Genomic DNA, 23028 nt, shown 5'->3' with positions numbered 1-23028 from the left:
TTAATTATACGGCTACCACCTATTTATACACTCAATAAATCGTCGGCTGCGTATGATGTTTATAAGAGACAGCTCAGGAGGGGCGCCCCACCGCCGTTTTCCGTTCTTGCGGGCCGGCCCGCGGTTCCCGCCGCGCCCCGCGGGTCAGCCGAAGGCGCCGTGCTGGGTGACGTCCGGGCCGGGCAGGGCGGACGCGCCCTCGGCCGGTCCGGCGTCGGACGCACCGCCGGCGGCCTTCCCCGGCTTCTGGTCGGGAGTCGCCCCGGCCCGCTCGGTCGCCTTCTCCCCGGCCTTCGCCGCGGCCTTCTGAGAGCCCTGCTCCGGCCCCTTGCCGGCGGCCGCCTTCTGCTCCGCCGCGCGCTGCTCCTCGGCCGGGTTCGTCCGGACGCCCTTGGCTATGCCCTCGCCGCCGCGCGTCGCGGCCTCGCCGTCCCGGGGCGTCCCGAACGGGTCGGGCCCGTGGGCGGCCGTGGAGGAGTCCCACTGGTGCCGTAGCTGCGGGACCTGGCTCTGGCCGCCCCCGCCGCCCCGGCCGCGCTTGCCGAAGGCGCCGCCGAGGCCGTTGGCGAGCTGGCCCAGCGCCATGAAGCCGTAGGTCATCCCGTTGCCGGACGACTGGGTGGCGTTCTGCGCGCCGCCGGCGGAGGCCGCGGCCTGGTCCCCGTCGGTGCTGCCGGTGTGGTGCGTGGTGGCGGCGCTCTCCAGGTCGGCCGCGGCCAGCTCGAAGGCCGGCAGGGAGTCGTCGACGGACCGCTTCAGCTGGTGCCATTCGGCGGCGAACGCCTCGCCCGCCGGGCCGTGCCAGTCGGCCGAGGCGGCGGTGCCGACATGCCGGTCCAGGTCGCGGACGAGCCCGTCCAGGTGCTTGCCCATGTCCCGCCAGCCGGCCGCCGCCTCGTGCAGTGCGTGGGGATTGCCTCGTGGCTCGGTCACTTGACGCTCCGCATGATCTCGACCAGCTCGTCTTCTGCCGCCTGGGTGTTCGCGACGGTCTCCTTGATGCCGCCGCCGACCTCGGCGAGCCGCCGCTGGAGCTGTGCCAGGGCGCGCTCGGCCTCGTCGAACAGCTCGCGGTGGGGCCGGGCCGCCTCGTCGCTGCCGAAACCGTCCCTGAGCGCATCGGCGTCCGCCCGCCGTCTGAATGCGCCCAGCTGCCGGCTCAGTTCTTCCGCACGCATCTCGAAGGTCGTACCGAGCTTGTGCAACGCCTCGGTACTGAGCCGGACTTCATCGGACATCATTTCTCCCCGAATTGAATGTCAGCAACCTGCTGAACATCACTCCAGGTCTAGCACACCCGCAATAGGCCCGAAGCCCCCTGCGGAGTGGCTTCTGTGCGCAGCGCGTAAGGACGCGGAAGGGACCCGGAGGAAATTGCGGCAATACCGACAACCCGCCTTGACGTCCCGTTCACACCCGTCACTACACTCGTGACGCCGGTACGGCACGCGCGGTTGCGGTACCACCACGTACAAGGGGGCAGGCATGAGCAACATGAGCAATGAGCGGCAGATCCAGGACGAGGACCTGATGGACGTCGCCCACGATCAGGAGCAGGCGCACCGCCTGCGGAAGGCACTGAAGGTGCTCGCGGACAACCCGAATGTGGGCGGCAAGCTCCAGGAGATGGCCAAGGAAGTGCTCTCCGGTCGGATGGGCATGAAGGAGGCCATCGAGACGCCCGGGTACATGAACGCGCTGGGCGACCGCCTGGACCAGATGCGGCACGCCGCGGAGAACCAGACGATGGCCGAGCGCGAGGAGTCCCGCGCGCAGTTCTCCGAGTGGCAGCACAAGCAGGAAGAGGAGGAAGACCGCGAGCGCGCCGAGCGCGACGCCCCGAGCCTCAACCTCGTCACCGGCCCGCGCAAGGGCGGCGGCGGTCGCGGCCACCGCTGATCCGCCCGACCGCCCAGCGGGGACCGGGGATTCGATCCACTCTCACCCGGCCGGTACATCCGGCTCGGGGAGGGTGGATCGTTGCATTTCGGGATATCCGTGACGGCCGACATCGCGGAGAAGCCAGGGAAGGAAAAGGGGGAAAGGGAGGGAAAAGGAATAACGGGAACAGGGGAATAGGAGGAACGCCACAGACGCGGCACCGCCCTCTGTCCCGAATCCGGAACAGCCGCCCCTCGGCCACCCCCCGCATCCGGCCAGGATCATAAGATCAAGCCAGTACAGGCACGGATCCACGGGAGTGGAGGGCGGTATCGATGGGGGACGAGGAAGTCATGGGCGCCTCGGGTGAAGAGGAAGTCACGAGCGCCTCGGCGGGAACCGCCCGCCCGGCGATCACCTACGCACCGCACCCGTACGTCGGCGGCCGCACCCCCGTCCTCCGGGCACTCGCCGCCTGGCACATGCGGTGGCCCGGCGCGCCCCGCGTCATCGTCGTCACCGGTGCCCCGGGCAGCGGCCGTTCGCGCCTGGTCGCGGGCTTCCTGATGCTGTGCGACCCCGACTTCCGCAAGCGGCTCCCCCTGGACGACCTGGACCCGGCGACGGTCCCCCCGGACCTCCCGCCACCGGCCGTACCGAACCCCCGGGGCCTGACGGCCGCGCAGACGCTGCGGCTGCTCGCCGACCACGTCGGCCTGGCCGCCGGGGAAACGACGGACATCTTCCCCGAACTCGCCGCCGAACTCGCCGCCCGCAAGGAGCCGCTGACGGTCGTCGTGCCCGATGTGGACCTGGCCGGTCCGGTCCGCGCCGCCGACGAGCCGGCGCGGCTGGTGCGCGAGGTCCTGATGCCGCTCGCCGCGACGCCGACGGTCCACCTCCTCGCCGACGTGCCCCGCGAACTCGCCGCCGAACTGGCCGGTTCGCTGCCGCGCCGCCAGGTACAGCTGATCGACCTCGACGACCCCGAGTGGGCGGACCCCGAGGGCCTGGTCCGGCACGCCGAGACCGCCCTCACCCCGGAGGCCGGCGCCCCCGATCTCCCGTTCACCACCGACCCGGTGGCCCGCCGGGCGCTCGCCGAGGCGCTGGCCCGGCGCGCGAACGGCAGCCGGCTGACGGTCCACCTGGCCGTACGGGCGCTGCTCGCCCACCCCGAGCCCACTCACCCCGAGGGGTTCGCCCCCGCAGACCTCACAGACCCCGCAGACCCCGCAGACCCCTCCCAACTGCCCGCCACCGCGGGCGAGGTCCTCGATCTGCATGCCCGCCGCCTGGGCGCCGATCCGCGGACGCTCCGGCAGATGCTCGCGCCGCTGGCGTTCGCCGAGGGCGACGGCCTCCCGGTCCAGCTGTGGCGCCCGCTGGCGGACGCCGTCACCGGGCGCGACATGAGCCAGGTCATCGCCGAGGGGACACTCCTCGCGGCCCCGTTCGTGGAGCGGGTGGAGATACCCGCGATACCCGCGATACCCGCAGAGGGGGACGCGGACGTCCCTACGGTCCCCCCGGCCCGTACGCTCATCCGCCTGACCCACCCGGCCCTCGCCGCCGAGATCCGCTCCGGTATGCCGGACCCCCGGGACGCCCAGACCAGGATCGCCATGGCCCTGCTGGAGGCGGTGCCCCAGCAGGACTGGTCGCGGGCCGACCCCTACGTCCGCGACCGCCTCGCCGCGCACACCCTCGACGCCGGCCTGCTCCCGCAACTCCTCACCGACCCGGGCCTGTTCACCCACGCCGACCCGGTCACCCTGCGCACCGCCGTAGAAGCCGTCCCCCTCGACCAGTTGGGCGCCCCGGCCCGCACGTACCTGCGCACGGCCCCGCTGCTCACCCGCTCCCAGGCCCCGGCCGCCCTGCGCGCCGCACTCCTGGAATCCGCGTTCGTCGAGGACGGCCTGCTGCCGTACGCGGAGGCCCTGCACGGCCTGGGCCTGAACCTGCCGTGGCGCACCCTGTGGAGCCTGCCGCTGCCGGGAGTGGTCTCGGTGACGGCCGGGGTCCTGCCGTCACCGGAGGGGGCCGGACGCCCGGTCGCCACACTGGTCGTCCCCGCAGAGGCATCGACCACCGCCCTCGTCCACGACCTCCTCCGCCCCGGCTACGTCGACGCCGACCCCGCGCAGGTGCTGCCGCCCTCGGAGGACGCGCGGGCGACAGCCCCGTACGGGTTCGCTCGCGACGCCGACCACATAACGGTGTGGGCCCGGGAAAGCGGCACCGTGGTGGCCGAACTGCCCTCCGGCACCCCGCTCCGCGCCGCCGGCCTCTCCCCGGAGGGCATCCTCCTCACCGCCACCGAACGCGGCGTGACGGCCCGCCAGCTCCTGGCCCCGACACCGACTCAGGGCTAACCTTCCTTCTGCATCCGGTCGACGAACATCTTCGACAGCGTGCTCAAGGTGGGGTCGACGGCATCCGGCTTAGCGATCCCCCGGATCTCCACCGTGCCGATGAACTGACCCTCGCGGACATCGACCTCCTGGGTGTCCTGGCTCGACTTCTCGGCACCCACGAACGTCACGCTCTCGGATCCGAACTTCTCGCCGTTCAAGACCCGGTACTTGTGCGAGCTGCTCCGGATGCTGGACTCCCAACTCCCGAACGCGCGCTTGGCCGCGGATTCGCTGCGGTACACGACCACGCGGAAGTAAGCCTGCTTACCCCCTGCGTCGCTCCCGTACGAGGCATCGCCCTCGGCCACAGCGGTCTTACACCAGTCCGAGGGCCTGCTGTCTGCGGAATAGGCGCACTTCTTCACACTCTTACCCATCAGGGGACGGCCGGACGGCTTGGCGGCCACGGTCTTCAGCCCCGCCGGCATGCTCTCAACCGGCGGCAGAACCTTCTCGGCCGCCTTGGGACCCCCCACTGTCGACCCCGTCCCGCACCCCGCCAGAGCGAGGGACAAGGACGCGGCAAGCACGACGACTCCGACCCCATGCGCCTTCCGGCGCCCACCGAACCACATGACAACTCCTCGGATCTCACGACCACACACCCCGGGCTCCAGCCTCAGGGCAACAACAACAAGTCCGCCGCCACGGCGGCAACCAGCCCGATACCCAACAACCAACTCCCCAGCCGCGTACGCCCGTTACGCGCCAGCTCGATGACAACCCCGCACAGCACGAGCGCCGCCCCGTACACCCCGACGACCAGCACCGACCTACGGGAAGCCAGCCGCACCACGAGCAACGCCGCCATCGTGGCCATCATCACCGAGGCCAACACGACGCGTACGAGGCGTGCTTGACGAGGCGTCAGGCCAGCACCAGGACGGCTCTCGCCCTCGCCCTCGCCTTCGCTCTCCCCCTCCAGGAGCGCCTCTCCAGACCGATCGGGCCGATCGAGCTGCTCAGGCTGGCCGGGCTGATCGTTGTCGGCCACGTCGGCTATGTCCATAGGCGGGAATGCTACGGGACCGCCCCCGCCCCACGGTCTGTTGCTGCCCGCTGCGCCCGCCTTGACATGCCCGCACACAGATCGCCTACTGTGAGACCGTTAGGCGTGACGAGCAAGGTGCGGAGCGCACCTGAACGACGGGGGCGATGATGGCCGGCCAATTCGACGTAGACCCGGATGTCCTGAAGACGCAGGGCAACGCGTTTGTCCACATCGGCACCGATTTCGCCAATGCATCGAAGAAGCTTCAGAGCGACCTTGAGCACCAGGGGAGCCCTTGGAAGGACTGCGACTTCGGCGACATCTTCGAGACGATCTACACCCCCGTCCGAGACGGCATGTTCAAGTCGATGGACTCCCTCGCCGAGCGCCTCGAAGGCATCGGTCACAAGCTGGACACCATGGCCCGCCAGTACAGCCAGTCCGACGAGCAGGGCGTCCACACCATCAGCGCGGCCGGTAGCGCGCAGATCTGACGCACCCCCGCTTCCCTCTCCTTCACTTTCTCCACCCACCAGTAATCGACTACCACCGCGCGGGGGACGATCACCGTGTCATTGACACTGCCAAGCGAGGTCAGCTGGGTGCTGAACCTCCTCGGCTACAACTGGCCGGGCGCCGACGAGGACAAACTCCACGAATGCGCCCAGGTCTGGCGCAACTTCGCCGAATCGGTGAACCAGGCGCAAGAGCAAGGCTCTCTGGCGGCCAACCAGGTCGTCTCCGCCAACAACGGTGACGCCATCGAGGGCTTCACCAAGGAGTGGGGCTCCTACGGTGGCGGCGGCGCCGGCGGCAGCAGCGGGGACCACTATCTCCGCGACGCCGCGATGGCCGCCGAGGTCATCGCCGACGCGTTCGACGCGGCAGCCATCGCCGTACTCGCCGGCAAGATCGCGGTCATCGTCCAGCTCGTCATGCTGGCCGCCGAAATCATCGCGGCCCAGGCGGCCGCGCCCTTCACCTTCGGCGCGTCCGAACTCGCCGCGGCCGGCGCGACTCAGGCGACCCGCCTGATCGTTCGGCAGATCCTCGACAAGATCAAGCGCGAGGTCATGCAGGCGGCGACCAAGGCCATGGAGCACGCCACCATGGACGCCATCAAGAAGCTGGCGAAGAAGGCGATCTCCAAGGAGACCCGCAAGGTCGTCACCGACTACGCCAAGCAGCAGATCAAGGAAACGGTCAAGGACACCGTCAAGGAAAAGGTCGTCGACGCGGCCAAGACGAAGGCCAAAGAAGCCGCCACGGAGATGGGCCAGAACATCGCCGAGCAGGGCATCGAAACCCACTTCGGCGAACGCGACGGCATCAAGCTCGACGAAACCGCCGACATCGCCAAGGAGAAGGCCAGCGATTACGTCAAAGGCGTCAAGAAGGGCGCCGAAGAACTCACCGATCCCTCGACCTACGCCAAGCACGCCGCCAACGACCTCACCAGTCGCGGCGTGGACGCGGCGCAGAAGGGCGTCGACAGCAAGACCGGCAATTACGCCAGCAACCACCAGGGCGCCACGGACGGCGTCAAGGGCGCCATCAAGGAAAAGGCCGGCAAGAGCATCGAGGACGTCTTCGGCTGATCCCCGACCTTGATGGGCCTTTATGGCCTTCTCCTCCAGAGCCGCTGCACTCCGACCGCCCAGGCCGGAAGCGCAGCGGCTCTTTCGTTGGCTCTCTCGCTGCGGCGCTGGCCAACTCCGACCGTTTGCCACGGACTTCCGCTGGCGCCCTCTCGCCTCCTCACCTCCTCGACGTATCCGCCCCGGCGACATACTCCGCCCAGACGGTCTTGCCCGGACCGCCGGCCGACCGCGGAACCACGCCCCAGCCGGCTGCCAGGCATCCAACGATCAGCAGCCCGCGCCCGCTCTCCGCGAGCCCGCTGCCCTGCTCCGCCCCCGCCCCGGTTACTCCGCCCGAGGTGACCGTGGACAGCCTCTCGCTACGGGTATCGGACACCTCGACGCGGAAGCGGAGAGTGCCGCCCGCCCCGGACACCGTCAGCCGCAGCGCGAAATCCCGTCCCGGGACATGGCCGTGCCGTACGGCGTTGGCGGCGAGTTCACCGACGATGGCGGTGACGGACTCATTGATCTCTCCGTCGTAGCCATACCCCCACTCGTCGAGGCGGTTCGACGACAGCCGGCGGGCCAGCCGGGCACCGCGCGGTGTGGAGGTGAATCGCATCGCGAACTCGCCGTTTCCGGCGTGGGTTTCGCGGATTCGGGAAGATGCCCCGGAAGAGCGGACTGTGCTGTTCATGGGCCCAACCCTCGCGTCACCGACGTACCTTTGACGAGGAGTGATGCGCTGACCACCGTGCGTTGTACGTTTCTGGGAAGCGCGGGTACGCGACGGAGGCAACGGACATGGACGTCGACGGCCAGCAGACGGACGACGATGAGCAGGCTGAGCACGAGCCCGAGTCGGGCATCCTGAAGGTGTTCGGGCGCCAGCTCAAGCGCCTACGGGAATGGGCGGGCATGGAACGCGCCGAATTCGGCGCGAGGACGGGCTACTCCCCGTCCACCATCGCCTCCTACGAGCAGGGGCGGCGCATCCCCCCACCCGAGTTCATCGACCAGGCGGACGGGGTCCTAGGGGCGCACGGCGTACTCATTGAAATGAAGGAGGAGGTTGCGCGCGCCCAGTACCCGGCGTTCTTCCGGGACGCGGCACGGTTGGAGGCCAAGGCGGTCGAGTTGCATGTGTACGCGACTCAGGCCGTACCCGGGCTGTTGCAGACGGAGGAGTACGCACGGGCGGTGTTCGGGATGATGAGGCCGCCCCTGGACGAAGGGCCCCTCGAACAGCGTGTGGCAGGACGCCTCGCGCGGCAGGAGATCTTCGCCCGCCGTCCGACGCCCCTGTTCAGCTTTGTGATCGACGAGTCCGTCCTGTTGCGCCCCATTGGGGGACGGGACGTACTCCGCGGCCAGTTGGAGCAGATTCTGCTCATCGGTCAGATGAGTACGGTCGAGATCCAAGTCATGCCGCTCAGCCGAGAAGAGAACTCCGGGCTGGCCGGCCCCTTCACCTTGATCGAGACCAAGGAGGAACGCAGGATCGCGTACGTGGAAGTGCAGAACGTGAGCCGCCTTCGCACAGACCGGGATGCGGTCCGAGCTCTTGAGAACAAGTACGGGGTCCTTCGCGCTCAGGCCCTCCCCCCCAGAGAATCACTGACCTATATCAAGAAGGTGCTGGAAGCGACATGAACGTCGATACGACCATGCAGGACCCGTACCAGCTGGCCTGGGTCAAGAGCAGCTACAGCAGCGAAGAAGGCGGTGAATGCGTCGAGTTCGCAACTGGTGCCTCCACTGTGTACATCCGCGACTCGAAAGACATCACACGGTCCGCGGTGACAGCGCCCCCTTCCGCCTGGACCGCATTCGTCGATTTCGCCATAACTCACGCATCCTGACGGACGCGGCCGGTGCTCTACCCCTCTGAGAACGCAGGGCAGAGCCCTGCCCGCACCAGGTGGGACAGCCTGAACGCTCGCTTCTCTCGAACGAATTGGGGTCCGCAGCCCGAAGGCTGCGGACCCCAATCCATTTCCGCTTGCTCTACGTCAGAGCCTTACTGGCCAGGCGGCTGCGTGGGCGGCCCCTGCGGGTAGGAGCCGGGCGCACCAGGCTGCTGCTGGTACGGCGCCTGCTGGTTCGGCATAAAGCCGCCGGGACCGCCCGGCCCACCGAAGCCACCCGGAGGCGGGCCGTTACGGCGCTTCTTCTTGGCCACCATCACCACGATCAGGACGATGACGACGAGGGCGAGCACGCCCACAAGAATGAGGAAGGGGACAATGCTCTTGTGGCTCTGGATCTTAAGGTTGGCGTTATTGCCGCCGTCCGCGTTGCTGGGGTCGGCGGACGAGCCAGACGAGCCACCGCTCAGCGCGGGGAACGGACCGTCCTTGGAGCCGGCAGGAATGTCCTTGGTCAGGGCACTGAGCGGGTTGATGGAGCCGTAGCCGTAGTGCTGGTCCGGAAGCGACACGCCCTGCTGGTCCGACGGAAGGCTGGCCGTCTTGATCAGACGGTTCGCGATCTGACCGGCAGAAAGGTCCGGGTACTTGGCACGGAGAAGGGCGGCGGCAGCAGAGACGTAGGCGGTGGAGTCAGAAGTACCGTCGGCCCGGCGATACTTGCCATTGACATCCACAACGGAGCTTGCCGACCTGATATTCACGCCCGGGGCAATCAGCTTGAGGTACGGCCCGAAGTTTGACTTTTTCCAGACCTCTCCATGGTCGTCCGAGGCTCCCACCGCAAGAACGCCTGGCAACCCTGCTGGGATTGGAGGAGTACTGACACCGTCGTTACCTGAGCCAGCGACTAGAAGCACATCGTGCTTACGCGCGTAGTCAACCGCCTGTTGTTCTTGCGGCGAAGCACTCGATTCGCCAGTGACAAACGACATGTTCACCACCTTGGCGCCTTGGTCGACGGCATACCTCAGCGCTTGGGCGAAGTTATCCCCTCCCACACCAACCTGACCAGCGTCGCCCGGAACGGCAACAGGCAAGATCTTTGCATCTGGGGCGAGCCCCTTGACACCGTCGACTCCACCCGCCCCATGTCCATGACCAGCGATAATCGACGCCATCGCTGTGCCGTGGTCTGCGTTATCGCCAGTCCCCTGGTCCGCGGGACTACCACCCACGATGAAGTTCTTGCCCGGGAGGACATTGCCCACGAGGTCCGGGTGACTCCCATATACCGGGCTGTCAAGAACGGCGACGGTAACGCCCTTACCCGTTGAAACCTTCCAGATCGACTCAGCGTCGAACTGTTGCAACGGCCACTGGTCGTTTCTCATCGCGTCTGCCGAAGCAACCGGCGCGGTGCCGAAGAGCAGCGCCCCCGCCACTACCGCGCCGCCCACCGCACGTAGCGTCCGCGTGAAGCTCATGCCATTACACCTTCCTCACAGGTTGGGGCCCGCAGCCCGAGAGCTGCGGGCCCCAAGCGTGTCTGCCGATCGCTTGTCCGGCCGGTCCTACTCGATGACCCGGGGAGCCACATTACGCTCCGGCGTCCAGGTCTCCTCGTCCTCCACAAGATAATCGGGACGGTTTCCGTCCTGCCCCTTGCCCTCGCCCTTGCCGCCCTGGGCACCATGGGCGCCGCCCATCATGCCTGCCGGGCGGCGTCCACCGGAGTTGGTGCCAGCCGCGGTTCCCCCGCGGCTGCGGTGCAGACCGGAGCCACCCTGAGCTCCACCGCTGGCTTTACCACCGGTCTTCCCGATGATTCCGCCCTTCTGCCGAGCTTGCGGACCACCGGCGCCGCCGGCCCCCTTTGCGGCCCCGCCCTTGCCTGCGCCAGCGCCGTGGGCGCCGCCCATACCGGGCATACCGGCGCGGCCGGAGCGAGATCCAGCACCAGCGGCACCCGCCCCCCCGGCTCCCGGCTTCACGCCTCCTGCTCCACGGCCACCCATGCCTGCTCCGCCGGTCATACCGCCAGGCATGCCACTAAGGCCGCCGCCTGTACCACCGCCGCTAGGCATGTGGAGGCTGGCGCCACCACCACCGGGAAGGCCGCCCGTGCCGCCGCCGGGCATCTTGAGCCCGGGACCGCCGGAGCCACCACCCTGGACACCCTCCAGACCAGTCGTCACATCGGGCATCTTGGGCTTCATCACACCCATTCCGCCATTAATGCCCGGCTGGTCCGGCATTTTGGGAGTCTCAGGCATCTTGGGGGCGGCCTTCATACCCCGCGTGGGGATCTTGAGGCTGCCCCCGCCCCCGCCGCCGCCTCCCGGACCATGGCCCATACCCATGGGCATGGGCATGCCACCTAGATCCTTCTGCTCGGAGTGATCGTCACGCCTACCGTCGATTCGCTGGCGCCCCGCCCCCGGCCCCGCCTTCAAACTCGCCGCCTGCCCCCGGTAAGACGTACCGAGAGTCTCCATGGCCACCGCAGCCTGAAGCCGATGCTTCTGGTGGCCCGTCAAGTTGTCCTTGTTCGCCTCAAGGACTCCGGCGGTGCTGGCACCCTTCTTCAGCAAGTCGTTCAGATCGTCGTCGTCGATGGAGTCATCCCAGGGCATATGACTCCAGACGTTATCGTCCCAGTTCCAGCCGTCCTGGACCGGACTCACCTTGTCGATGGCGTCCTGAAGACTCTTGGCTGTCTGGCCCATGACCTGCGCCGTCTGAAGGGCGTAAGGCGCTCCGTTCTGGAAGTTCTGGACGACTTCCTGGGCCTTCTTCTGGAAGCGCTCGGCCGCTGTACCGTGCCAGGATTCCATCACCTTGTTCACCGCGTCGGTGAACCGCTTCTGAATTCCGCCCTGGCCGTCCTCCCCGACCAAATCGTCGTGCAGACCTTGCCAGTTGGCCGCAACGTCCTTGACCGTCCGGACGCTGGCACCGTCCAGCATCTTCTTCAGTCCGTTGAAATCGTTCAGATTGAACTTGGTGTAGAAACTGGTGTCGTGGTACCCGCCACCAGTCGGCGCGCCGCCCGTGTTTCCGCTCACTCCTCGTCCCCCTTCTCCTTCACCTAACCGTCAACGCCGTCACTGCTGTTGTCAATGATGCATCTTGTTGCGCTGCTCGGCGTCGTCGTAGGCTTCCTTCGTCTTCTTGGACTTCTTACCGAACTCGTCGATCAGGTCCGTGATCTTCTTGACGATCTTTTCCTGGATGTACTGCTGCATCTCGGTATGAGCGTCGTGCAGCTCATTCAGCTCTTTGAACGAGTTCCCCAGTGACTTGTCCGGCAAGTACGTCTGGTTCTTGGCCCGGTTGTTGGGCCCGCCCATGTCCTTCAGGATCTGGTTGAGTTCCTTGACCAGTTGGTCGAGGGCGTCCAGGTCAACGCCGTATTGCTCATTAGCCATGCTTGGCCTCCCCGTGTGATGTCATTCCGGTCTTACGGCGCCAGTCGCGCAGAGCGATCGACGAGCCCACGACCGCGCCGACGGCGAGGAGTCCGCCGCCGACGATGTAGATGCCGATGCGAGCCTGTCGTTCCTCGGACGATTCGCCGAGGGTGAGGACGGCCGGCTGGATGTTGGAGCCGTCGGCCACTCCGGAGAATTTATCCGGAGTGGGTTCGGCGGTCGGACGGGTGTCGTCCTTGAGGGCGGCAACCGGGTCGATCACGCCCCAACCGATGTTGTCGTCACGGCCCCTGCGGACCCGGTCGGCGGTCTGCTCCAGGTGCCAGATGACCTCGCGGGGCGTCCACTTGTCCTTGCCGTCCTTGTGCTTGGCGACCAGGAGGGCCGCGGCTCCGGCGGCGTACGGGGCGGCGAAGCTGGTGCCCTGGTCGACGCAGTTGCCGCCGAGGGGGACGGTCGAGACCATGTCGACGCCGGGTGCGGCGATGTTGACGAAGGATCCCGGCTGGGAGAAGGGGGCGCGTTCGTCATTGCGGTCCGAGGCGGCGACGGCCAGGACGTTGTCGTAGCTCTCGCTGAACGCGGCGGGGTAGATGTTCTTCTCCTCGCCGCTGGCGCCGCTGTTGCCGGCGGCGGCGACGATCAGGACGTTGTGGGCCTTGGCGTTCTTGACCGCCTGCTCAAGCGTGGACAGCAGTTGCTTGTTGGCCGCCGTGCCCTGCGAGATGTTGATGATGTCCACGTTGGCCGCGACCGCGTCGTTGATCGCCTGGGCGAGGGTTTCGGCGGTGCCGGCCTTCTCGTCGCTGGTCTGCTGGAACGGGACGACCTTGGCCTCGGGGGCGAGGCCGTAGAAACCGGACGTCGAGCTGCGGTGGGCCGCGATGATGCCGGCGACCTTGGTGCCGTGACCGACCTTGTCCTGGGTGGGCTTGCCGCCGACGTAGCTCTTGCCGGGGCCCTCGATGGCGCCCTGGAGCTGCTTGTTGCCCGCGTCGATGCCGGTGTCGATGACGGCGACCCGGATGCCCTGTCCCTGCCCGCTCGCCCACATCTGGTTGGTGAGCAGGCGCTGGAGGGACCAGGGGGTCTCTTTGATGTCGTCGGTGCCGAACTTGCACTCACCGCTCTGCAGCGGAGTGTTCTCGTCCGCTACCGCCGGCGCGGCGGCGGCACTCGACAGACCGACGATGCAGGCCGCCGTGACCAGAGCACCCGTCGCGCGGCGGCGGTGCCCGGTTCGTAGACCAATGGCGCGAGATCCCACGGGTTTTCTGCTCTCCATTGTGTTTGGGAGGGGGCGGGTTGAAGCGGGACGAGAGGTTGCAGGAAGGGGGGCGAGAGACGGCGGTGGCGGCGGGTTTGGAACGTCGCGGGTGAGGAAGTGGTGACGGTGGGAGGAGAGATGGTGAAGACCTCACCGGAGCGCGCGGCCGGACGGCAGAAGGGCGAGCGCACTGGTGCAGCGCGCTCGCCCTCATTGACCACTGCGCGAGCCATCGGGGGCTGCTCAGCCGTGTGCCGTCCTGCCGTGCCTACTCGCGCGATGCGAGGTCGGCCCTACTGCCAGATGCTGGCGTTCTTGCTCTCAGTGCTCTGGTAGTTCTGGGCAGCCGTGTCCAGCGCCTTGGCGATGGACTCAAGCGTCTGCTGCAGGTGCGCGGCACGCTGGTCCCACTCGCGCTGGCGGGCCTGGTAGCCCTCCTGCGCTGCGCCTTCCCAGCTCGCCGCGACCTTCTTGACTCCCGACTCAAGGTCGTCGAGCTGCTGGCGGATGTTGTTGGCAGTCTGACGTACGTCGGAACTTGCCTGGCTGATCGTGTGGAAATTGACCAGGATCTGGCCGGACATGGGGTCTCCTCAGGAGTTGATGCTGGCTAGTCGAATCACGTGCCGTGGTGGCGGACCGGACCTGTCCGGCTGACCGGACCGCGGCGGGTGGGCGAATGCGCCGGGTCAGCGGCGCGGCCCCATCATCCGAACGGGGAAGCCTGGGCGGTGACGTGCGAGATCGACTGGGCCTGCTCTTCTTCGGAGGACTGGTAGTTCCCCGTGGTCTGGTCGACCGCTTCCTTGATCTCAGCCAGCAGCTGGTTGATCCGGGTGCCGTCCTCGTTCACCTGCGACTGCAGCTGGTGGTACGAGGAGGCCGCCTGGCCCTTCCACCCCGAGGTGATGGTGTCGACGACCGTGTTCAGACGCTGGAGTTCGCCCTGGATCGCCTGGTTGACCGAGTCGATTTTGCCGCTGAACGCGACCATCTCCTCGTGAGTGAGTGTGAACTGACCAGCCATGGTCAACGTCCCCCATGAGACTCGTACGTCGGCCGCGCGGTGCCGGTGAAGGCTGTGCGCGGATGGCGTCTCCTGCTGACGCCTCCTGCCACATTACCTACTCCACACGCCTGTTCCCAACAGGGGGACGGCTGTTGTGACGGGATCACAACAATGTCAACTGGGCCTCGGGAAACCGCCGTTCATCAGAAACGGTCAGATGGGGCGATTTCAGTCAACCGGTAGTGAAGATTCCGGGGAGGGGTAATGGCTCTGGGGCCGGCGACGGGCGGTGCTCGGAGGGCGGCGGGCGAGGGGTGGTCGGCGTCCTTCCCGGGCAGGAGGGGCGGAGCGCACCGAGGCCGCGCCGGGAACCCGTGAAACGAGTCCCGGCGCGGCCTCCTGCGGTGCGTGCGCCGCTACCAGCGGCCTCCCTGAGCCGTCAGGAAGCCTGCGGCTTGGATGCGCTCGCCACGTCCAGCTGCGGCCCCGCGGAGAGCAGCTTGGACCACGACGCCAGGATGAGCGGCGGGTGCGCGTCGCCGTAGCCGAGGTGGATCTGCGCCTGGTCCTGCTCCTGCTTGTCGCTGCCGGCCTTGTTGGCGGAGTCGTTGTTCCGCGGGATCGAGTAGCGCAGGCCGGTGTCGGTGACCAGGAAGAGGCTGCCGGAGTTCGCCTTGGGGGTGGCGACCTCCTGGTAGAGCAGGCCGCTGCCGGGGGTGACATAGGTGGTGGAGCCGGGGGCGATCTTGGCCGGGTAGTCCTTGCCGACCCAGGTGGTCATGTCCGGGAGGCCGTTGGGGAAGCCGAGCTTGTCGGTACCCGGGTACTTGCTGTTGGTCCCCTTGTAGACGCTGCAGGAGACGCCGTTCGAGGTGGGGGTGGACAGGCCGCCGGTCTGCGAACCGTGCGCGAAGTCGTTGGCCGCGTTGACCGTCTCCTTGGGCCACGGGTTGTCCACGTCCGTGTTCGCGACCTTGCCGTAGAAGGTGACCGGGTGGTTGGTGGCGTCCAGCTTGGGGCTCACGCTGCCGGTGGCGACGTTCACCGGCAGCAGTGCCTTGCCGGGGACGCCGTTCACCTTGTCCGCGTTGTCACCCTGCTCCAGGAGGTTGGCCACGAAGCTCGTGACCTGCTCGACGCCGTCCTGCCGGACCACGTACTTCACGCCGTCGCCGACCTGAAGGATCGCGCCGACCTTCCGCGCCTCGACGGGAATCGCCGAGTTGGAGACCGGGGCGCCGGCGCCGGCCACCTTCGGCATGCTGATCGCGTACGGGCTCTTGATCAGCGTGCCCATGAAGTCCGCTGACACCTTCTGCGGTTCGGCCTGGGAGCCGAAGATGATGCGGCGCAGAGCCCGGTCGGCCTCGGTGTCGACGTGCTTGGTGTTGGCCTGCGCCTCCATGGCGGCCTGCGCCTCGTCGGCGATCATCTGGAACGCGAAGCCGCTCTGGTCCACCAGCCACTTCACGCCGTCCGGGTCCTCGACGTACAGCGCCTGGTGGAGGTCGAGCTTGCCCTGCTTGGTGTCGTCGATCTTGTCCCGGTCCTTGCCCGCGAGGACGAACACCGCCTGCTGCGCCTTGGTGTTGACACCGCTGCCGGGGCGGTCGCACACCGCCCAGGTCTTGGCCTTGTCGACGTCGGAGGAGTTGGGCAGCCGGTCCGGGGCGTAGGGAATGCCGATCGCCGCGCCGCGCGAGATCTTTCCGCTGTCCAGCTCCGATTCCTTGACCTTGAGGACCTGGAACTTCTTCGGGTCGAGAAGGAGCTTGGCCGAAGCCAGATTCAGAACGGGATGCAGCAGCTTCTGCTTTGTCCCGTTCGCGTCCTTGCTCGGCAGTACCACATAGCGGGTGGTGGATTCATCGCCGACAAGGACATTTGCCCCCACGGTGTCCCATCCCGGCGGGGCGACCGGCTTGAGAATGCCGCAGGCCCCGAATCCCACGAGCACCACGACCCCCATCACCACACTGGGCAACACTGCCTTCAGCGGCTTGGGCGCGCTTTCGATGGAGCCATTCGGCAGTGGCTTCAGAAATGCCGCATTCGTACGCTTTCGAGCAAACGAATACGCATTCAGCTCGTCCCGACGTGATGCCATTGTTGCTTTCTCTCCCCGCCTGTTGGATCCACATCGACCGCCCCCGGCACTCACGCCGTAGCGCCCTCTACTATGCCGTGTATCGATCGAGCCGTACGGTACGGGTGCCACCTTCCAACGCACCAGTCTCAACGGCGGCCGATACGCCTAGAGGCACCACCACCAGTAGAGGAGCAGGCCGGGGGATGTCCAGCGCCACCAGGGCTCGACGCCGCAATGGGCGGCAACAGCAGCAACAGCCTTCCGCTGCACCGCAATCCGCGGGAAATGGGGGCCAAAACGGCACAGCTCCGGGCAGCAGAGGAAATGGCGGTCGGGCCGCGGCCGGACCGGTATCGCCCCGACTGCGCCAACAGGCCGGGACCATCGGCGGCGTCCGGGTCCAACAGCTGGCCATCATCGAACTCGCCGCGGCACTGGTCCTGGTGGGCCTGTCGATGCATCACCCGGTGGCGCTGACCGTGGCCGTGGTGGTGGCGGTCGTCCTGGTCATCTTCGCGCTCGGCCGGCGCCGGAAGATTCCGCTCCCCGAGTGGATCATCACCGTGCGTGCGATGAACCGCCGAGGCAAGACCGCCAGTGACAACCTCACCGCCACCCAGGGCGTCGACCCCGCCTTCGCCCCGGTGGTGGAGTGCGACCCGGCGCTGCGCACCTACGAGTACACCGACGGCGAGCAGCGCACCATCGGCTTCGTCGGCGACGGCACGTTCCTGACCGCGATCGTCCAGGTGGACGCCCGCGACGAACCGCTGCGGCCGCAGCGCGGCAGCCACATGGTCCCGTTGGAGCTGCTGCACACCGCTCTGGACATCGAGGACATCCACCTGGAGTCCGTGCAGTTCGTCCAGTACACCCAGCCCGCCCCGGCGCCGCACCTGCCCGAACAGGCCGTCGCGGCCCGCTCCTACGCGCCGCTCCAGGCCCAGTCGCAGACCCCCGCGGTGCAGCTGACCTGGATCGCGCTGAAGCTGGACCCGGAGCTGTGCGCGGAGGCGATCGAGGCCCGCGGCGGCGGCATGGACGGCGCCCAGCGCTCCCTGCTGCGCGCCGCCGACCAGCTCGTCAGCCGCCTCACCGCGCACGGCGTGCGCGCCAAGGTCCTCGACGAGCGCGAGGTGGTGGCCGCGGTCGGCACCGCGGTGTGCGTCAGCCCGCGGGCCGCGAACGGCGCGATGGGCCGGGACGGCCGGGTCGCCCGCCGCACCCAGGAGACCACCCGGGCGATGCGCTGCGACGACCGCTGGCACACCACGTACTGGATCGGCCGGTGGCCCCAACTCGGCCGTGGTGGCGCCCCGTTGGCCGCCATCACCCAGCTGCTGACCAGCACCCGGGCGATGGCCAGCACCTTCGCGCTGACCGCGACGCACGGCGGCGGCCGGCTGCCGGCCATCTCCGGCTACATCCGACTGTCGACCCGTAGCGACAACGAACTCGACGCCGCGCAGAATGAGTTGGAGCGCCGCTCCGGCTCCGCCAAGGTCGGGCTGGTCCGGCTCGACCGCGAGCAGCTGCCCGGCCTGCTGGCCACGCTTCCCCTCGGAGGTACCCGCTGATGGGCACTCCCACGTATCAGCCCCGTGTCAACGTCAGCAGCGACGGCTGGCGCACCCCGACGAACCAGGGCATCTCCGGCGGCCGGCTCTCGCACCAGCCGCGTCCGGACGAGGACCAGTCCGAGTCGACGGGGCCGAAGCCGCGGCCCGGTTTCGGGCTGCGCGGCCCGCGGCGCAACCCGCACGTCTTGACGGCCGACGCGCTCGCCGCGCTGACCCTGCCGGTCGGCGACGACGGCGTCATCATCGGCATCGACCCGCAGAACCAGCCGGCCGTGCTGAGCATGGTGCGCCCCGCGCCGATGGAGATCACGCTGGTCGGCAGCATGTGGATGGCGCAGGTGCTGGCGCTGCGGACGGTCGCCACCGGCGCCCGGGTCGCGGTGGAGAGCGCCCGGCCGCCGGCCTGGGGCCAGATGGCGCAGGCCGCCGGCGGCGGTCAGCAGTGCGTCTCGGTCTTCGACGTGCGCCAGATCGCGCCGCAGGGACCGTCGGTTTCCAGCCCCGTACTGGTCGTCCGCGACATGGGTGCGCGCCCGCCGCGCAACCAGCTCGCGCCGAGCCCCTGGCAGACCGTGTTGACGGTGTTGCCGTTCCTCGGGCCGCGCTCGCCGCAGATGCTCAGCCGGTCGGACCTGGTCGGCCTCCAGCGGCTGTCGCCCGAAGAGGCGGAGGTTGTGACGCGGATCATGCGCCTGCCGGACAATGTCGGTGCGGTGCTGCCGACGCTGAGCGACAACGCCATGCTGTGGTGCCGGCGGGACGGTGACCACCAGTTCGTCATGACCCAGCCCACCGAGGCGGAGACCAACCTGCTGGGTGGGCCGCGCCGCATGGACTGACCGCTCCCACCGGCCGGTTGTCCGCGGGCACCGTGTGCGCCTGCTGCACGACCGGCCACCGGGCACGAGCTACGGGCGCATCCACGGGGTGCGCCCGTAGGCGTGCCGACCGGGCTTGAAGACGACATGGCATCGACTGCCGTTATGGGCCGACTGTTGATTAGGCTGTGGGGAGAGCCGCAGGAGCACCTCACGTCGGCAGTGCACGACGGCAGTCGATTACGGGGATGGAGACTTAGCAGTGGTGGCGCAACCCCGGGTGGCGTGCTCCGACTTCCGTTACATCCGATCGATCCGCCTGTATCCGGTCCTGCCGTTCAGGTGCGTTGCAGTAGACCAGGAGGCACAGTGAAAGACCAGGAGGCTTTCCGCCCGGACGGGAACGATCCTGACGACGATCAGTCTGAGTTCGACCTGACCGGCGAGTTCAAGATCGATTTCGCGGCTCCGGCCTGGTACGGCAGCAACGACACCAGTGGCGGCCCGGGCGCCGCGGCCTCCTCCGCGACGCCGCCCGCCGGTGCCCAGCCCACGGGTCCGCCGCCACCGACTGGTCAGCCGCTGCCCGGGCCGGCCCAGGGCGCGCCCGTCCCCGACGTTCCGCAGCAGGATGCGCCCGGTTCGGCCGCGGCTCCCGGGTTCCCGACGCTGCGACCGCACGACGCGGGCGGCGACGCCCCGGCCGCCGCACCTGAGGGACCGTCAGCTCCCGTCGCCGGCAACGACGGCGCCAACGTCCGCGCCGGCGACGGTCCGGACCCCTCGGCCTCCCTCTGGGACGACGACGAGGACGACGCGGAGCCGGCAGCGGCGGACCCGGCGCCCGAGCCGCAGACCGCCGCGGCACCGCAGCCGGAGGCCGCACCCGCCGCCCCCGCGGACGGCGCCGTAGCGCCCGAGGGACAGCCCGCGCCGGCTCCCGGGCCGGAGACCTCCGCCGCGGCCGTGGCAGCCGCCGCAGCGGCCGCACAGCCCGTTGCGCAGCCCGTCCAGGGGCAGCCGCCGGCCCAGCAGCCGCCGCAGGGGGCGCCCGTCCAGGGGGTGCCGCAGCAGGGCGTCGCCCCGCAGGGCATGCCGCCGCAGCAGGGGATGCCGCAGGGCGCTCCGCAGCCGGGCGCGCCGTGGCCCGGTGCGGACGGTCAGCAGCAGGGGATGCCCGCGCAGGGTGCCCCGGCACAGGGTGGACTCCCGCCGCTGCCGCCGGAGTTCCAGCCTGCCGATCCGCGCATGGCACAGGCGCAGGCCGGCCAGCAGCCGCCGGCCGCTCCGCAACAGCCGCAGGCTCAGCCCCAGCCTCAAGCGCAGCCCCAGCCGCAGGCACCTCAGGCGCCTCAGCAGGGCTACCCGCAGCAGCAGGCCCAGCAGCCGCAGCAGCCCCAACAGAGTGGCTACCCGCAACAGCAGCAGGGCGCCCCGGCACAGCAGCAGGGCGGCTACGGCTACCCGCAGCCCGCCTACGGCTACCCCCAGCAGGTGCAGCAGCAGGGTCAGCAGCCGCAGCAGCCGGCCCAGCAACAGCCCAACGCCCAGCCGCAGCAGCCCGCTTACGGCTATCCGCAGCAGGGCTACCCGCAGCAGCAGGCCCAGCCCGGTTACCCGCAGCAGGCCCAGCAGCAAGTACCGCCGCAGGCCCAGCAGCAGGCCCCACAGCCGGCCCAGCCGGGTCAGCAGGCCCAGCCGGGCCAGCAGCCGCTCCCCGGCCAGCAGTTCGGCGACCCCAATGCGGCGGCCAACTACGCCCAGTACTCCCAGCCGGGCCAGCAGCAGCCGCAGCGGGCCACCCCCGGCGCACCGCTCGGCTACAGCGCCGCGGTCGAGCTGACCTCCGACCGACTGCTGCGCAACCAGCCCAAGAAGCGCAAGCCGGGCGCCAACGCCCAGCCGTCCAAGTTCAAGTTGGGCGCGAAGAAGGAACTGGAGGAGCGCCAGCGCAAGCTGGAGCTGATCCGCACACCGGTGATGTCCTGCTACCGGATCGCGGTGATCAGCCTCAAGGGCGGCGTCGGCAAGACCACGACGACCACCGCGCTGGGCGCCACCCTGGCCTCCGAGCGGCAGGACAAGATCCTGGCGATCGACGCCAACCCGGACGCCGGCACGCTCGGCCGACGGGTCCGTCGCGAGACCGGGGCGACCATCCGCGACCTGGTGCAGGCGATCCCGCACCTGCACAGCTACATGGACATCCGCCGGTTCACCTCGCAGGCCCCCTCGGGTCTGGAGATCCTCGCCAACGACGTCGACCCGGCCGTCTCGACGACCTTCAACGACGAGGACTACCGGCGGGCGATCGACATCCTCGGCAAGCAGTACCCGGTCATCCTCACCGACTCGGGCACCGGTCTGCTCTACAGCGCAATGCGCGGAGTCCTCGACCTCGCCGACCAGTTGATCATCATCTCCACCCCGTCGGTGGACGGTGCGAGCAGCGCCAGCACCACCCTGGACTGGCTCTCCGCGCACGGCTACGCCGACCTGGTGCAGCGCGGCATCACGGTCATCTCCGGGGTCCGCGAGACCGGCAAGATGATCAAGATCGAGGACATCGTGTCGCACTTCGAGACCCGCTGCCGCGGTGTCGTCGTGGTGCCGTTCGACGAACACCTCGCCGCCGGTGCCGAGGTCGACCTCGACATGATGCGGCCGAAGACCCGCGAGGCGTACTTCAACCTCTCCGCCCTGGTAGCCGAGGACTTCGCGCGTCAGCAGCAGGCCCAGGGGATGTACGCGCAGGGGCAGATGGGTCAGCAGCAGATGGGCGGCGACCCGTACGCCCAGCAGCAGTACGCCCAGCAGGCCCAGCAGCAGGCCCCGCAGCAGCAGGCCCAGCCGCCGGCCGGCTATCCGCCGCAGCAGGGTGGCTGGTCCCAGCAGCCCGCCGCCCAGCCGCCGGCCGGCTGGCAGCAACAGCCCGCTCCGGACGCGCCGTTGCCGGAACAGGGTGGCTGGACCCAGCAGCCGCCGCCGCAGTGAGCGGGGCATGAGCAAAGGGGCGGGGCCCGGCAGTCAGCTGCCGGGCCCCGCCCCTTCGTGCGCCGTGTGCGGGCGCGTTATGCGTTATGCGTTATGCCAGATCGGAATCGGCGATCAGCCCGCGCGCCTGCTTCACGTCGACCGCCATCCGCTCCAACAGCGCGTCCAGCGTGGCGAACTTCTCCTGGCCGCGGATGTAGGCGAGGAAGTCCACCGCGACGTGCAGCCCGTACAGGTCGAGCCCGACCCGGTCGATGGCGTACGCCTCCACCGTCCGTACCTTGCCGTCGAACTGCGGGTTGGTGCCGACCGAGATCGCCGCCGGCATCGGCTCGCCCTCGACGTGCAGCAGCCCCGCGTAGACCCCGTCGGCCGGGATCGCGGTGTGCGGCAGGGTCTCCACATTGGCGGTGGGGAAGCCCATTTCGCGGCCGCGTTGCGCGCCGCGGACGACCACGCCCTCGACCCGGTGCGGCCGCCCCAGTACCTCCCGGGCACCCGCCACGTCGCCCTCGGCGACCAGCCGACGGACGAGCGTGGACGAGAACGGCTCGCCGCCGCCCGCGGTGCCCCGCTCGAAGAGGTCGATGACCTCCACCGTGTAGTCGTAGGTCCGGCCCAGCTCGGCGAGGCTCTCGACGGTGCCCTTGGCCTTGTGGCCGAAGCGGAAGTTCGGGCCCTCCACGACGACCTGCGCGTGCAACTTGTCGACCAGCACCTTCACCACGAAGTCGGCGGGCGCCAGCTGGGAGAACTCCTTGGTGAACGGGAGGACCAGCACCGCGTCCACCCCCAGCTCGGCCATCAGCTCGGCCCGGCGGTGGTGCGGGGCCAGCAGCGGCGGATGGGTGCCGGGGCGGACCACCTCGCTCGGGTGCGGGTCGAAGGTGACGACCACGGCCGGAATCCCCAGCTCGCGGGCGCGGGCCACCGCCCGACCGATGATCAATTGGTGGCCGCGGTGCACTCCGTCATACGAGCCGATGGTGACGACGCTGCGTCCCCAACCCTCGGGGATGTCCTCCAAGCCACGCCAGCGCTGCACTCTGCCCGCTCCTCGCCCGAACTCTTGTCCGTCCACTGCGCCATTTCGG

General features: G+C 68.9%; 22 protein-coding genes. 9 read left to right on the top strand and 13 right to left on the bottom strand.

Annotated features, from left to right (window positions below):
- Positions 1–144: 144 nt before the first annotated feature.
- On the bottom strand, positions 145–933 hold the full coding sequence (locus tag ACFVT2_RS33530) for a WXG100 family type VII secretion target (protein WP_390024112.1): 789 nt from the start codon (positions 931–933) through the stop codon (positions 145–147).
- Positions 930–1238, bottom strand: coding sequence for a hypothetical protein (locus tag ACFVT2_RS33525; RefSeq protein WP_390024110.1), 309 nt, complete (start codon positions 1236–1238; stop codon positions 930–932). The genes ACFVT2_RS33530 and ACFVT2_RS33525 overlap by 4 nt, the downstream gene beginning before the upstream one ends.
- A 247-nt stretch (positions 1239–1485) precedes the next feature.
- Between ACFVT2_RS33525 and ACFVT2_RS33520 the strand changes: the two genes are divergently transcribed.
- Positions 1486–1899, top strand: coding sequence for a hypothetical protein (locus ACFVT2_RS33520; RefSeq protein WP_390024108.1), 414 nt, complete (start codon positions 1486–1488; stop codon positions 1897–1899).
- Positions 1900–2216: 317 nt separating this feature from the next.
- Positions 2217–4259, top strand: a complete 2043-nt coding sequence (locus ACFVT2_RS33515; protein ID WP_390024106.1) for an ATP-binding protein — start codon at positions 2217–2219, stop codon at positions 4257–4259.
- Here ACFVT2_RS33515 and ACFVT2_RS33510 read toward each other — a convergent pair.
- Positions 4256–4876, bottom strand: a complete 621-nt coding sequence (locus tag ACFVT2_RS33510) for a hypothetical protein (protein ID WP_390024105.1) — start codon at positions 4874–4876, stop codon at positions 4256–4258. The genes ACFVT2_RS33515 and ACFVT2_RS33510 overlap by 4 nt on opposite strands.
- A gap of 44 nt (positions 4877–4920) precedes the next feature.
- Complete coding sequence (locus ACFVT2_RS33505; RefSeq protein ID WP_390024103.1) at positions 4921–5310, bottom strand: hypothetical protein; 390 nt, start codon at positions 5308–5310, stop codon at positions 4921–4923.
- Positions 5311–5459: 149 nt separating this feature from the next.
- Here ACFVT2_RS33505 and ACFVT2_RS33500 point away from each other — a divergent pair, with 149 nt between their 5' ends.
- Together ACFVT2_RS33500 and ACFVT2_RS33495 are read left to right on the top strand one after the other, a co-directional pair.
- Positions 5460–5786: a WXG100 family type VII secretion target gene (locus ACFVT2_RS33500; protein ID WP_390024102.1), complete on the top strand. Its 327-nt coding sequence runs from the start codon at positions 5460–5462 to the stop codon at positions 5784–5786.
- Positions 5787–5861: 75 nt separating this feature from the next.
- On the top strand, positions 5862–6890 hold the full coding sequence (locus ACFVT2_RS33495; RefSeq protein ID WP_390024101.1) for a PE-PGRS family protein: 1029 nt from the start codon (positions 5862–5864) through the stop codon (positions 6888–6890).
- 160 nt (positions 6891–7050) lie between these two features.
- Here ACFVT2_RS33495 and ACFVT2_RS33490 read toward each other — a convergent pair whose 3' ends face one another.
- A complete protein-coding gene (locus tag ACFVT2_RS33490; RefSeq protein ID WP_390024099.1) occupies positions 7051–7497 on the bottom strand; it encodes an ATP-binding protein in 447 nt (148 codons plus the stop codon).
- Positions 7498–7679: 182 nt separating this feature from the next.
- On the opposite strand from ACFVT2_RS33490, the gene ACFVT2_RS33485 reads away from it, so the two are divergent.
- Positions 7680–8528 (top strand): helix-turn-helix domain-containing protein, encoded by an 849-nt coding sequence (locus tag ACFVT2_RS33485; protein ID WP_390024097.1) that lies wholly within the window; start codon positions 7680–7682, stop codon positions 8526–8528.
- Positions 8525–8737, top strand: coding sequence for a DUF397 domain-containing protein (locus ACFVT2_RS33480; RefSeq protein ID WP_390024095.1), 213 nt, complete (start codon positions 8525–8527; stop codon positions 8735–8737). The genes ACFVT2_RS33485 and ACFVT2_RS33480 overlap by 4 nt, the downstream gene beginning before the upstream one ends.
- Before the next feature lie 158 nt (positions 8738–8895).
- Here ACFVT2_RS33480 and ACFVT2_RS33475 read toward each other — a convergent pair whose 3' ends face one another.
- The 7 genes from ACFVT2_RS33475 to ACFVT2_RS33445 all read right to left on the bottom strand — a co-directional run bounded on the left by ACFVT2_RS33475 (position 8896) and on the right by ACFVT2_RS33445 (position 16560).
- Positions 8896–10230, bottom strand: coding sequence for a S8 family serine peptidase (locus tag ACFVT2_RS33475; RefSeq protein WP_390024093.1), 1335 nt, complete (start codon positions 10228–10230; stop codon positions 8896–8898).
- 87 nt (positions 10231–10317) lie between these two features.
- The gene (locus ACFVT2_RS33470; protein ID WP_390024091.1) at positions 10318–11811 is read right to left on the bottom strand and encodes a WXG100 family type VII secretion target; all 1494 of its coding nucleotides are present in this window, start codon (positions 11809–11811) and stop codon (positions 10318–10320) included.
- 51 nt (positions 11812–11862) lie between these two features.
- Positions 11863–12174: a hypothetical protein gene (locus ACFVT2_RS33465; RefSeq protein WP_390024089.1), complete on the bottom strand. Its 312-nt coding sequence runs from the start codon at positions 12172–12174 to the stop codon at positions 11863–11865.
- Positions 12167–13444: a type VII secretion-associated serine protease mycosin gene (gene mycP / locus ACFVT2_RS33460; protein ID WP_390024087.1), complete on the bottom strand. Its 1278-nt coding sequence runs from the start codon at positions 13442–13444 to the stop codon at positions 12167–12169. The genes ACFVT2_RS33465 and mycP overlap by 8 nt, the downstream gene beginning before the upstream one ends.
- 293 nt (positions 13445–13737) lie before the next feature.
- Positions 13738–14028: a WXG100 family type VII secretion target gene (locus ACFVT2_RS33455; protein ID WP_390024085.1), complete on the bottom strand. Its 291-nt coding sequence runs from the start codon at positions 14026–14028 to the stop codon at positions 13738–13740.
- 122 nt (positions 14029–14150) lie between these two features.
- Positions 14151–14471, bottom strand: a complete 321-nt coding sequence (locus ACFVT2_RS33450; protein WP_390024083.1) for a WXG100 family type VII secretion target — start codon at positions 14469–14471, stop codon at positions 14151–14153.
- A 421-nt stretch (positions 14472–14892) separates the two neighbouring features.
- Positions 14893–16560: a type VII secretion protein EccB gene (locus ACFVT2_RS33445; RefSeq protein WP_390024081.1), complete on the bottom strand. Its 1668-nt coding sequence runs from the start codon at positions 16558–16560 to the stop codon at positions 14893–14895.
- A 185-nt stretch (positions 16561–16745) separates the two neighbouring features.
- On the opposite strand from ACFVT2_RS33445, the gene eccE reads away from it, so the two are divergent.
- The 3 genes from eccE to ACFVT2_RS33430 all read left to right on the top strand — a co-directional run bounded on the left by eccE (position 16746) and on the right by ACFVT2_RS33430 (position 21934).
- A complete protein-coding gene (gene eccE / locus ACFVT2_RS33440) occupies positions 16746–18119 on the top strand; it encodes a type VII secretion protein EccE (RefSeq protein WP_390024079.1) in 1374 nt (457 codons plus the stop codon).
- Positions 18119–18961, top strand: a complete 843-nt coding sequence (locus tag ACFVT2_RS33435) for a hypothetical protein (protein ID WP_390024077.1) — start codon at positions 18119–18121, stop codon at positions 18959–18961. The genes eccE and ACFVT2_RS33435 overlap by 1 nt, the downstream gene beginning before the upstream one ends.
- 348 nt (positions 18962–19309) lie before the next feature.
- Positions 19310–21934, top strand: a complete 2625-nt coding sequence (locus ACFVT2_RS33430; protein WP_390024075.1) for an SCO5717 family growth-regulating ATPase — start codon at positions 19310–19312, stop codon at positions 21932–21934.
- A gap of 91 nt (positions 21935–22025) precedes the next feature.
- Here the strand turns inward: ACFVT2_RS33430 and ACFVT2_RS33425 are convergent, their stop codons facing one another.
- Positions 22026–22979 carry a bifunctional riboflavin kinase/FAD synthetase gene (locus ACFVT2_RS33425; RefSeq protein ID WP_390024073.1) on the bottom strand — a complete coding sequence of 318 codons (954 nt, stop codon included), beginning with the start codon at positions 22977–22979 and terminating at the stop codon, positions 22026–22028.
- Between the last annotated feature and the right edge of the window lie 49 nt (positions 22980–23028).

This window comes from Streptomyces sp. NPDC058000, from assembly GCF_042886435.1.
In the GTDB taxonomy this organism is placed as follows: Bacteria; Actinomycetota; Actinomycetes; order Streptomycetales; family Streptomycetaceae; genus Streptomyces.
This window is presented reverse-complemented; position numbering and strand designations above follow the sequence as displayed.

Excerpts from the sequence above, each read along its gene's own strand:
- ACFVT2_RS33525 (WP_390024110.1), bottom strand. The coding sequence starts at position 1,238 with ATGTCCGATGAAGTCCGGCTCAGTACCGAGGCGTTGCACAAGCTCGGT.
- ACFVT2_RS33520 (WP_390024108.1), top strand. The coding sequence starts at position 1,486 with ATGAGCAACATGAGCAATGAGCGGCAGATCCAGGACGAGGACCTGATG.
- ACFVT2_RS33515 (WP_390024106.1), top strand. The coding sequence starts at position 2,217 with ATGGGGGACGAGGAAGTCATGGGCGCCTCGGGTGAAGAGGAAGTCACG.
- ACFVT2_RS33510 (WP_390024105.1), bottom strand. The coding sequence starts at position 4,876 with ATGTGGTTCGGTGGGCGCCGGAAGGCGCATGGGGTCGGAGTCGTCGTG.
- ACFVT2_RS33505 (WP_390024103.1), bottom strand. The coding sequence starts at position 5,310 with ATGGACATAGCCGACGTGGCCGACAACGATCAGCCCGGCCAGCCTGAG.
- ACFVT2_RS33500 (WP_390024102.1), top strand. The coding sequence starts at position 5,460 with ATGGCCGGCCAATTCGACGTAGACCCGGATGTCCTGAAGACGCAGGGC.
- ACFVT2_RS33490 (WP_390024099.1), bottom strand. The coding sequence starts at position 7,497 with ATGCGATTCACCTCCACACCGCGCGGTGCCCGGCTGGCCCGCCGGCTG.
- ACFVT2_RS33485 (WP_390024097.1), top strand. The coding sequence starts at position 7,680 with ATGGACGTCGACGGCCAGCAGACGGACGACGATGAGCAGGCTGAGCAC.
- ACFVT2_RS33480 (WP_390024095.1), top strand. The coding sequence starts at position 8,525 with ATGAACGTCGATACGACCATGCAGGACCCGTACCAGCTGGCCTGGGTC.
- ACFVT2_RS33475 (WP_390024093.1), bottom strand. The coding sequence starts at position 10,230 with ATGAGCTTCACGCGGACGCTACGTGCGGTGGGCGGCGCGGTAGTGGCG.
- ACFVT2_RS33465 (WP_390024089.1), bottom strand. The coding sequence starts at position 12,174 with ATGGCTAATGAGCAATACGGCGTTGACCTGGACGCCCTCGACCAACTG.
- ACFVT2_RS33455 (WP_390024085.1), bottom strand. The coding sequence starts at position 14,028 with ATGTCCGGCCAGATCCTGGTCAATTTCCACACGATCAGCCAGGCAAGT.
- ACFVT2_RS33450 (WP_390024083.1), bottom strand. The coding sequence starts at position 14,471 with ATGGCTGGTCAGTTCACACTCACTCACGAGGAGATGGTCGCGTTCAGC.
- ACFVT2_RS33445 (WP_390024081.1), bottom strand. The coding sequence starts at position 16,560 with ATGGCATCACGTCGGGACGAGCTGAATGCGTATTCGTTTGCTCGAAAG.
- eccE (WP_390024079.1), top strand. The coding sequence starts at position 16,746 with ATGTCCAGCGCCACCAGGGCTCGACGCCGCAATGGGCGGCAACAGCAG.
- ACFVT2_RS33435 (WP_390024077.1), top strand. The coding sequence starts at position 18,119 with ATGGGCACTCCCACGTATCAGCCCCGTGTCAACGTCAGCAGCGACGGC.